General features: G+C 41.5%; 8 protein-coding genes. 1 reads left to right on the top strand and 7 read right to left on the bottom strand.

The window, feature by feature from the left end:
- Nucleotides 1-52: 52 nt before the first annotated feature.
- Both hpsP and NJ959_RS20105 read right to left on the bottom strand, forming a co-directional pair.
- On the bottom strand, nt 53-1,246 hold the full coding sequence (gene hpsP / locus NJ959_RS20110; protein WP_254013523.1) for a hormogonium polysaccharide biosynthesis glycosyltransferase HpsP: 1,194 nt from the start codon (nt 1,244-1,246) through the stop codon (nt 53-55).
- Between the two features lie 171 nt (nt 1,247-1,417).
- The gene (locus NJ959_RS20105) at nt 1,418-2,005 is read right to left on the bottom strand and encodes a Uma2 family endonuclease (RefSeq protein ID WP_254013522.1); all 588 of its coding nucleotides are present in this window, start codon (nt 2,003-2,005) and stop codon (nt 1,418-1,420) included.
- A gap of 43 nt (nt 2,006-2,048) precedes the next feature.
- On the opposite strand from NJ959_RS20105, the gene NJ959_RS20100 reads away from it, so the two are divergent.
- Nucleotides 2,049-2,222: a hypothetical protein gene (locus tag NJ959_RS20100; protein ID WP_254013524.1), complete on the top strand. Its 174-nt coding sequence runs from the start codon at nt 2,049-2,051 to the stop codon at nt 2,220-2,222.
- A 132-nt stretch (nt 2,223-2,354) separates the two neighbouring features.
- On the opposite strand, the gene hpsO is transcribed toward NJ959_RS20100, so the two are convergent.
- The 5 genes from hpsO to glmM form a co-directional block, all read right to left on the bottom strand.
- Nucleotides 2,355-3,521, bottom strand: coding sequence for a hormogonium polysaccharide biosynthesis glycosyltransferase HpsO (hpsO, locus tag NJ959_RS20095; RefSeq protein WP_254013521.1), 1,167 nt, complete (start codon nt 3,519-3,521; stop codon nt 2,355-2,357).
- A 169-nt stretch (nt 3,522-3,690) separates the two neighbouring features.
- On the bottom strand, nt 3,691-4,749 hold the full coding sequence (gene hpsN / locus NJ959_RS20090; protein WP_254013520.1) for a hormogonium polysaccharide biosynthesis glycosyltransferase HpsN: 1,059 nt from the start codon (nt 4,747-4,749) through the stop codon (nt 3,691-3,693).
- Nucleotides 4,750-4,788: 39 nt separating this feature from the next.
- Nucleotides 4,789-5,910, bottom strand: a complete 1,122-nt coding sequence (locus tag NJ959_RS20085) for an acyltransferase family protein (RefSeq protein ID WP_254013519.1) — start codon at nt 5,908-5,910, stop codon at nt 4,789-4,791.
- Nucleotides 5,911-6,116: 206 nt separating this feature from the next.
- Nucleotides 6,117-7,775: a hormogonium polysaccharide biosynthesis protein HpsL gene (gene hpsL / locus NJ959_RS20080; protein ID WP_254013518.1), complete on the bottom strand. Its 1,659-nt coding sequence runs from the start codon at nt 7,773-7,775 to the stop codon at nt 6,117-6,119.
- A 206-nt stretch (nt 7,776-7,981) separates the two neighbouring features.
- On the bottom strand, nt 7,982-9,457 hold the full coding sequence (glmM, locus tag NJ959_RS20075) for a phosphoglucosamine mutase (RefSeq protein ID WP_254013517.1): 1,476 nt from the start codon (nt 9,455-9,457) through the stop codon (nt 7,982-7,984).
- Nucleotides 9,458-9,587: the final 130 nt, after the last annotated feature.

Below are 9,587 nucleotides of genomic sequence, written 5' to 3'. Positions count from 1 at the left end.
TTGTGTAGCGGCGAATTCATTCGCCCTGGCTTGTTGAAACTGGTGCAAGTTATCAGTTTCTCCCGACGCTGCTAGGCTTTGATAGAACCTCCCGATAAGCTTGAATCATCAGGTTTGCGATCGCATCCCAACTATAATTATTCAAAGCATAATCCCTAGCATTACTTCCCCGTCGCTCTTGTTCCCCCACATCAGCCAAAGCCTCTCGCAAAGCATCAGTTAAAGCCTCCACTTCACAAGAACAAACCCACCCCGCATCAGCACCTTTTACATCTGACCAAATATGGACTTGATCGGAAATAACTACCGCTGTTCCCGCTACCATCGCTTCAGCCACAGCAATACCAAAATTTTCATAGTAAGAAGGTAAAACAAATAAATCCGCATCTTGTAATAGCGCTAATTTCGATTCACCTGTAACAAAACCCGTAATAGTCGTACAAGATGAAAGTGGAGAAGCCTTTATCTCTTCACGAATTTGATTCTCATAATCAGGATCTTGCGGATTAGTGCCAGCTAGGACAAAATGAAAATTAACTCCTGATGCTAATAACCTTTCTAATGCCGGAATTAATAAATCCAATCCCTTCTTTGGATCGATTCGTGACATAAATAATAGTAACGGTTGATTGTCAGTAATTCCCCACCGCTGCCGCGCTTCACCTTTAGGTGGCATTTTGAGTGACTTCACCCCCAAAGGAATTACGATATCGGGAGGATTCGTACCGAAACGTTCAGAAATTTTTGCCTCTTGTTTACTAGTAAAATGAATACCTGCTGCACCTGCTAAATTTGGTTTTTCCCAAAGTGCTGCATAAATTTGTTTTAATTGTCGTTTTTTCTGCAAATCTGCTGGATCGAGCGTACCTAATGGACGTAATATATAAGGTAACTTTTTCTGTCTAGCAATTGTTGCGGCGGCGGAACTTACAGGAGAAAATAGGGCATGGATATGAGCCACATCATAATCTTTAGCATGTGCCCACAACCAGCGTAATAAATCGAGAGAAAACTTATAGCGACGAAAAGGATAACAGCGAAAATATCGTACCTGATATCCATCTTGTGGGACTGGTTTATCTAATGGTACATCTAGGGGCGCTTGTCCGAAATCACCATTAGAGTCAGTGGTGAGGATGGTGACTTCCACACCTTGAGAAGCGAGAGCGGCGGAAAGCCCCATCACCATTTGGCTGGGACCACCGTAAATTAGGGAGATGGAGGGGACGATTTGGAGAATTTTCATATTAGTTATTTGTTATTAGTTGTTTGTTATTTGTTATTCAACAGAGACTAGGGACTAAAAAATTATCGGAGTAGCCATTATCTGTAGGGTGTGTTAGCAAAGCGTAACACACCATTATCAATATATGTGGTGTAGTTGCGTTAGTCCTGTATTAGCACCAATAAATAAATTTTACAAAATATCAGTTAAATCCAAAACAAATCCCGGTAACACATCCTCACCAGATAAAGTAGCAGGAGATTGGATAATCTCCACATCCTTACCTTGGCGATAAATTCCGACTCGTTGATTTTTTCGGTCAAGTAGCCAACCTAAACGAGCGCCATTATCCATGTACTCCTGCATTTTCTGCTGAAGTTCTTTTAGGGAATCATTTTTAGATCTTAACTCAACCACAAAATCAGGACAAATAGGAGCAAATGTCTCTTTCTCTTCAGAAGTCAAAGTATCCCATCGCTCTTTTTTTATCCAAGAAGCATCAGGTGAACGATCCGCACCATTAGGTAGTTTAAAACCAGTAGACGAGTCAAATACAACTCCTAAATTATACTTGCGGTTCCAAATTTCTAGTTGAGTAGTTACTTTAACATTTCGTCTACCCGTCTCACTCCCTGTTGGCGGCATAATTAGTAAATCTCCAGATGCTGTCCTTTCAAATCGGTAATCCCGGTTTTTCTGACAAAGTTCAAAAAACTGCTCGTCACTTAAGTCAATAGTTAATTCTAGAATAGGAGGCAGAGTAATTGTACTGGCATTCATCGCGTTATCTCCTTACTAGGTTGTCAATATGCTCTAGTATAGCTTGAAATCACCATTAGCTAATGTTGCCAATAGCTTGCAAAGTTTTGTAGAATTCAGCGATGATAAATTAGACTATTTAGGTGCATTCCTGGATATGTCTACCAATTATTATGAGCATACAGGAGTTCAAACCCTGGCTCGTCGTCTGGTAGAGCGAGCTTATGCAGAAATCTAACTAAGGAAGCATCTCTGGCAGAAGGAACATCGAGCGCATGAATATCCTGATAAATTAGCTTACTGGGCGTAATCTTTCTGCCATAAAGAAAGTCTGCTATCCTCCCATTAGACATCTCCAAAAACTAGGTTTTCAGGCTATTGTTTTATAAAAACCCAATAACTCCTGTGCCAACGCCTTATTAGTATATCGAGTCATCCCCCGTTGATAACCCAACTCGGCAAGTTTATCAGCTAAATCTGGTTGTGTCATCATTTGCTCCAAACAACTCCGCAAAGCAACAATATCCCCTTCCGGAAATATTAAACCTCCATCCCCAATTACATGAGGAATTTCCCCAGAATCAGAGCCAATCACAGGCACTTTAGCAGCCATAGCCTCAATTAAAACATGACCAAACTGCTCCTTCCAACCTGCCGCAGTTAAAGTTTTAAACTTATAAGTAGTCTCAGAAGGCAATACCAAAGTATTCATCACATTAATATAACGCGGCACTTCATCATGAGCTACACTTTCCACCACAATCATTCTATCTTTAATCCCCCATTCCACCGCCTTCTCCATTAGTACCGACTGTAACTCACCGCGCCCCAATAACAACCATTTCCAGGGAAATTCTTTTAATCCCGCCAAAGCTTTCCCTAAAGTTAATATCCCTTTCTCTTCAACAAACCGTCCCACAAATCCTACCACAAACTCATCAGGTTCAATACCCAACTTACTTCTCAATTCCGGTTGCAATTGCGGACGAAATAAAGTTTCATCTACCCCCAACTGAGGCATAACAATAGATGAACCATGATAACCATGCTGTTGCAATACATCAACAGCATCCTGATTACCAGCCACCAATCCATGAGTATTTTTTAAATTATACTCATGGAGTACAGAAAGTGGAAACTTCACCTGATATGGCAAATTCCACCAAGTAAAGAACAAATTTTTTGCCTTCAATCCCAATAGCTGATTCAGGAAAATTAACTGAGCATATCCTAAAGCCTTAGCACCTTGTTCCACCTGAATAATTTGAGGTTTAAACTCACGTAATAATGATATAATATCCGTACCAAACGTCAGCAATCCCTGATTATTTTCACTAAAATTAGAAATAGGAACTACCCGAAACGAACCTGACTGACGCGGTTTACTTTCAATAATCTTATTCTGTACTCCACCTGGCCGCCAGCGCCGGGGTACAACTACCGTTACCTCAATATCAGGTTCTAATTGTGAAAGGGTTTTTAGTTTTTCGCAGTTGAGATCGACAATATAGGTGTGGCTGGCTACTAGGATTCTCATAATGTTAATGGTTGGGTGTCGGGATATCTTTTTTTTAACGCAGAGGTTCGCAGAGGTTAAGATAGAGGTTCGCAGAGGGATTGGGAGGAGGGTGAGGTATTATCTTTGTAAATTAAGAAACTCTGCGTACCTCTCTTGAAACCCTCTGCGTACCTCTGCGTTTTTCTAATTACTGGTTAGGAGATAGTAAGTCTTGCTTGGTATAATTTTGACCATCATCCCAATTCCCTTTTACCATTGTCGCGATCGCGTCCATAAAGCCTAAGCTATAGAATCCTCCTCGTGTCAGGATTTTGATGGGGGAACCGCTTTTGTTACAGGGGGGGTTTCCTAAGACGTGGCAATCAAATAGTTTGGCATATAATCGCAGTTGCTGATTGAGGGTGAGATTTTTTAATGCCATGAGGAAGTGGTTGTGATAGAATGTCATCTGATATTTTAGCGATCGCGTACTGACATCGTGACATCCGCCTGTTTCTTCTGCTAAGTGTACTAAGTAGGCTTCTGGATCGTACCAAATCTGGTATCCTGTTTTCCGCAATCGCAGGCAGAAGTCTGATTCTTCTCTTACTGCACTTCCCCGAAATCTTTCGTCAAACCATACTCCATGTTTGGTAAATATTTCTCGGCGATAAGACATGTTACATCCTCTGGCAGAAATTACCCATTGTGGTTTTACGGTATGGACTAAATCTATATAATACCAGGCAATTCCTGGGTCCATTGCTTGAGGTGGTAATTCTTCTACTTGGCGTTTTAGGTTAAGTTGGGGTAGCATTTTTACGAATTCTTCTCTTACTGCTTCCCCTTCTTTCCAGTTTCCGGTTTCTGACAGTTTCATTTTGTCAAAAACTCGCCCTGCTACTGCGCCAATTTCGGGATTAGTATAATTCCGGGCATGGGCTTCTAAATACCCTGGTGGCATGATAATATCATCATCGATAAATACGATAATCTCCCCAGATGCTCGCCGCACTCCGTAATTCCTTGCCCCTGGTAAGCTTGCCCAGTTGACTTTGAACCAAGTTATCTTCTTATCCTTGGCAAGTTGTTCTAAATAAGCTTGAGTTTGGGGTTCATGTGTCGGGGTTTGATCGACTACAATAATTTCAAAGGACGGATAGTCTTGTTCGAGTACATTTACTAGGGTATCTCGCAACAGTTTATCTCGTGAGGGTGCATCAGGACCAAATGTGGGAATAATTACAGAGAGTAAGGGTAATGTCATAGTTGGTTAGTTGGGTGAAAAGCAATCTCAGTATCTGTACTAAGCCGATTTTTTGGTAATCTTTCCCATAAGTTTGCCCAAGAAATTATCTAGCTGGATGAAAACAAAGACATATAGAGTTATGAGAATCGCGATCGCTATTATAGCCAATAAAACTCTGGGATAGGAATTCAAGGCAATCTTTCCTCCTAAAATAGGCAGGGCTACAAAAAGTAGGGGTTGATGGATGAGATATATTTGATATGAATAGACACCCATCAGGGAAAATAGGTTGAAATCTTTAAATGTAAGTTTAGGGTTGATATAGGTTTCGCACACCCAGTAAAATAATAGCAAGAATAAAGGGGTGAACAGCATATCAAATCCGATCATATATTCAAAGTCTATTTGGCTTAAAACTAGGAATCCATACATGACAAGTCCGATACTAAAAGCAGCAATTGATACCTCCCAATCAATTCTCCTAAATTTTTGGTAATCGCAGTAAATAAATCCCCAGTAAAGCCCCAAACACAACGGAAATATATAGCTAGTAATTAAATTGCTTTGAAGTAAGAAAATGAAAAAATATGGATCTCCTGTGTTGGTTATGCAAACTATTTTCCAGATTGTGCCGATAACAATTCCCAAAAGCAGAATATTTTTTGCCTTACCTTTACAAATCAAGAATATTATCGGAGTAATTAAATAGGCTTGGAGAATGACTGAGAAAAACCAGAACCCCGGATTAAGTGTTTTGAATCGCTGATAACCGGGCACGCCAATCCCCATAAATATTAAATCCTGAAATGACTTTATGTTTATTGTCCCCCAAACAGTTAAGAGAATAATGCTTAATATTATGGCTAGCCAGTAATTGGGGTAAAGCCTAATTATTCGCTTTCTCAACCATTCTATCCAATTAATTTTTAATGAAGTAATCTTGCCCGATTTGATTGAAGCTGCTAGAGTGTAACTAGTATTAAATCCCGCAATAACAAAGAAAATATCTACAGCAGCATATCCCCATTTTGCCCCATTTCTATCTAAAATATTTACCAGATCAATTCGATCGGGATAATTCTGGAAAAAGTGAAATATAATAATTCCTAAAATTGCCAATCCTTTGCTCTGATCTATCCAATCCAAACGTTTTCTTGATATAGGCTTTTTATTCGACATATTCTGATTAGTATTTCCTGAAGGATGAGGGTTGAAGGATAAAATGTTACTTGCATTGGCGCTATAAGACTATCTATTCCTTCCTTTCCCTTCTTAGTGTCTTAGCGTCTTAGTGTCTTAGTGGTTAATCAAATAGTTATTCCGGCGCGAAGGGAGTAACAAAATCTCGGCAGTTAATATAGATCGTATTTTTCATCCTTTATACCTTATACTTTAGACTTCATCCTTTTCTTTGTGGATGTATCGTCATTTTCCGCTTCTGCTAACTTGAGTTTTTCTTGTTCCTGCTTGTCTATTTTGGGTAATGCTATAATTACCCCCGCCAAAAACCAGTAATATACCGCTGCTGGATCTGTATCGAGAGGATACCAGTAAGTGTTATAGGTGATAATCAAGATAAAAACCCAATAACAGGAGCCAAAATCTCGTAAACTTTTGTCTTTAAGCGACCTGTAAGTCTTGAATGTAAACACTGTCAAGTGACTCACAAAAATCATAAATCCTATAAATCCCCACACACCTACTTCAAAAATAACCTTTGGGAAGTAGGTTTCAATTAATGAAACTTTACCAAAGGTACGAGTGGAATTAGTGCCTCTGCCTAAACCATTGCCGAGAAATCCGTCTTGGTTGCCCATAGCCCACTGGAATTGCGTTACAATGAAGTCTTCGGGAGGGGAGGCTGAAGCACGTCCTTGAAAACTGGCAATTCTTTCCTGAATTAGTTCGGGATTAGTTGCCATAGCGATGGCGATGACTATACCGAGTCCCACCGCAATGGGGATAAATCGCTTAAGATTAGCTATTTGACCAGTGAGAATTAATAAGATAACAGTTACTACAGGTACTAGGGCAAGGGCAATTCTTTGACCGCAAATCACGGCATTGATAAACACGATTGCCATACCACCCAAACCCATCAGCCGCCATAGAGCTGAAGTATCGCAAAAAGCGACAGTAAAGGTCAAAACGCTATTGGAAATCAGGAACCAACCCCAGTGCCAGGGAGAGACAAATGTCCCTGGTAAGCGAATAACACCCTGGGAAGGACTATAAAGCAAAGCGCCACCCACAAAACACTTAGCTTCAACGCTTGCCTTAAACAACAAATCTCCCGCTAGATGATCTGTACCACGACAGATTCCTCTTTGAAGCATTGAGTATTGCACCAGGCTAAGGGCACAGCAGGTAATAGCAAGAATCAAATGGAGGCGAGCAAACAATAGCAACTGCTTTTTATCTTCAATGAGATAGTAAGCACAAAATATCAGAGGAGCGTACCCCAAAAATATTTTCAATCCCAAAATTCCCTGTAAAAATGGTTGCCCTGTTTCCTTCCCACTTAACTGTAGCTGAACCAAATTAACAAAGACTAGTGTAAGTGTAGACAACACAAATGTAATAGCAAAGGTTGGTATTAATGCTTTGGGAATTAGAATCGGTTGTCCTTTCCGTTTACATTCTGCAACTAAGCCAAGTAGGGCTGGAATATAAAAGGCATCTTTGGCTAGCTGAAGTAGCGCGTTCCCCCCCAAGGCATAAACGACTGTGCCACCAAAGGGCATATAAATCAAAAAAGCCCAAAGCGCTTGGCGGGGATATTTATAGGAGAGAACAAGACAAGGAATTGCTATTACTGGTGCTATACCCATTTTAGGATCTTTTGTTGCACCAACTATCAAACCCAGGAATATCCCAGGGATTAGACTAATGGAGATCCATTTAATTAGTTCTTGGATCTCTTTTTGTTTCTTGCGCTTTTGAGCTAACTGCTCTTTTAGGCTAAGAGTAGGTTTCTCAGACGGCTTTGATTGTTTTTTTCCTTTCTTTGACTTATTCTTGGATTTTGACTTTAATTTTGCCATGGCACAGCAATTGAGCTGTCTTTTGGTTTAGGGGAACAGCAGATTGACACTCTTAAGATAAGGTGGGTAGATTACTGGAGTTATAACCTAGCCACCATTATATTTGATGGATTTGGATTGACAAGGGTGAAGGGTGAAAACTGAAGGCAGAAGGCAGAAGCCTGAAATACAAGTCTTTTCATCCTTCACTCTTCATCCTTTACCCTTCATCCTTCACCCAAGTGTTGCTCTACAGATAAAACTAGCTCAGATGTCCAATGGTTGGCAACTTCAGCGCTAGCAGCTTCCACCATTACTCGAATTAAAGGCTCCGTACCAGAAGCGCGAACAAGTACTCTTCCTCGATCGCCCATTTCAGCTTCAGCTTGGGCGATCGCAAATGCGATCGGATCGCAATTGTGCCAGTTTAATCTGCGATCGCGATCTTCTACTCTGACATTCCGCAATAATTGGGGGTAAGTCTGGAAGCTTTTGTCTACTAATTGAGCAAGGGAACCCCCTGACTGCCGCACTAAAGAGGCTAAATGTAAAGCAGTGAGCATTCCATCACCTGTTATGCCATAGTGGTGGCAAAGAATATGTCCGGATTGTTCGCCTCCTAGCATCGCTCCACTACGCTCCATTTCTGCCTGGACATGTTGATCGCCTACAGAAGTTCGCACCATTTTACCACCCAACTTTTCCCAGGCTCGCTCAAAGCCGAGATTCGCCATCACTGTGGCGATAATCAAATCTCCCGGTAACTGCTCGGATTTCCGTAAGGTTTGACCCCATAAATAAAGAATATAATCCCCATCGACAACCCGACCTTGGGAATCTACTGCCATCACCCTATCCGCATCCCCATCAAAAGCAAATCCCATATCCGCTGAATACTCAAATACTGCCTGTTGCAGAGCAGCCAGATGAGTAGAGCCACAATTAACATTAATCCGATCGCCATCTGCTAAATTGTGTAAGCAAATAACTTCTGCCCCCAATTCGGCAAACACCTGTCCAGCCAACCGCACGCTAGCACCCCAAGCTAAATCCAGGACAATCCGCATTCCCTGTAAATCTATTACACCTTTAAGGGGATGGCGCAGGGATTCCACATAGTCCTCAACCAATTCTGGTCTATCGTAATACTTTCCACAAGCACTGGTCAAACCAGCATTTGTTCCACCACTTCTTAAGCCTGCTTCAATCTGCTTCTGCAAAGCCACCGATAACTTCGCACCTTGTGAACTAAAAAACTTAATCCCATTGTCCTCTGGCGGATTGTGACTCGCAGAAATCATCACTCCCCCCACCGCGTCAGTAGCACCCGCAAGATAGGCAACTCCAGGGGTTGGGCATAATCCCAAATTCCACACCTCCAATCCTGCCGCTGTTAATCCCTGACTCAGTGCGATCGCTAACATATCACTTGAGTTACGCGAATCCTGCCCGACAATCACCGCACCGGAATTAGGTGTCACTTCTCGCAATACCTCACCCGCCCAAAAACCAACTTGTAAAGCCAACTCAGCCGTCAGCAACTCTCCAACTCTTCCTCGAATACCATCAGTGCCAAACAAAGGTGTTTTTGGTAAATTCAGTTCTTTATCAAAAAGACTGACATTTGTCAATAATGGTTGTCGATCTTTCTGTAGCATATTCAAAGGATTAGAGCCACGACTCCGGATGGGGGCTGTCACCATAACTTAAGTCTCCTCACACAACACAATAATGTGGAGAATAGCATTTTCTTTTCTGATTCGTTGTTGGTTGTTAGTTGTTGGTTGTTGGTTGTTAGTTGTTGCCCACTTCCCACTCCCCACTCCCCACTCC

It is taken from the genome of Limnofasciculus baicalensis BBK-W-15, from assembly GCF_024178385.1.
Lineage (GTDB): Bacteria > Cyanobacteriota > Cyanobacteriia > Cyanobacteriales > Coleofasciculaceae > Limnofasciculus > Limnofasciculus baicalensis.
The sequence above is the reverse complement of the archived record's forward strand: the minus strand, read 5'-3'. Positions and strand labels throughout refer to the sequence as shown.

Coding starts and splice junctions, on each gene's coding strand:
- hpsP (WP_254013523.1), bottom strand. CDS start 1,246: ATGAAAATTCTCCAAATCGTCCCCTCCATCTCCCTAATTTACGGTGGT.
- NJ959_RS20105 (WP_254013522.1), bottom strand. CDS start 2,005: ATGAATGCCAGTACAATTACTCTGCCTCCTATTCTAGAATTAACTATT.
- hpsO (WP_254013521.1), bottom strand. CDS start 3,521: ATGAGAATCCTAGTAGCCAGCCACACCTATATTGTCGATCTCAACTGC.
- hpsN (WP_254013520.1), bottom strand. CDS start 4,749: ATGACATTACCCTTACTCTCTGTAATTATTCCCACATTTGGTCCTGAT.
- NJ959_RS20085 (WP_254013519.1), bottom strand. CDS start 5,910: ATGTCGAATAAAAAGCCTATATCAAGAAAACGTTTGGATTGGATAGAT.
- hpsL (WP_254013518.1), bottom strand. CDS start 7,775: ATGGCAAAATTAAAGTCAAAATCCAAGAATAAGTCAAAGAAAGGAAAA.
- glmM (WP_254013517.1), bottom strand. CDS start 9,457: ATGGTGACAGCCCCCATCCGGAGTCGTGGCTCTAATCCTTTGAATATG.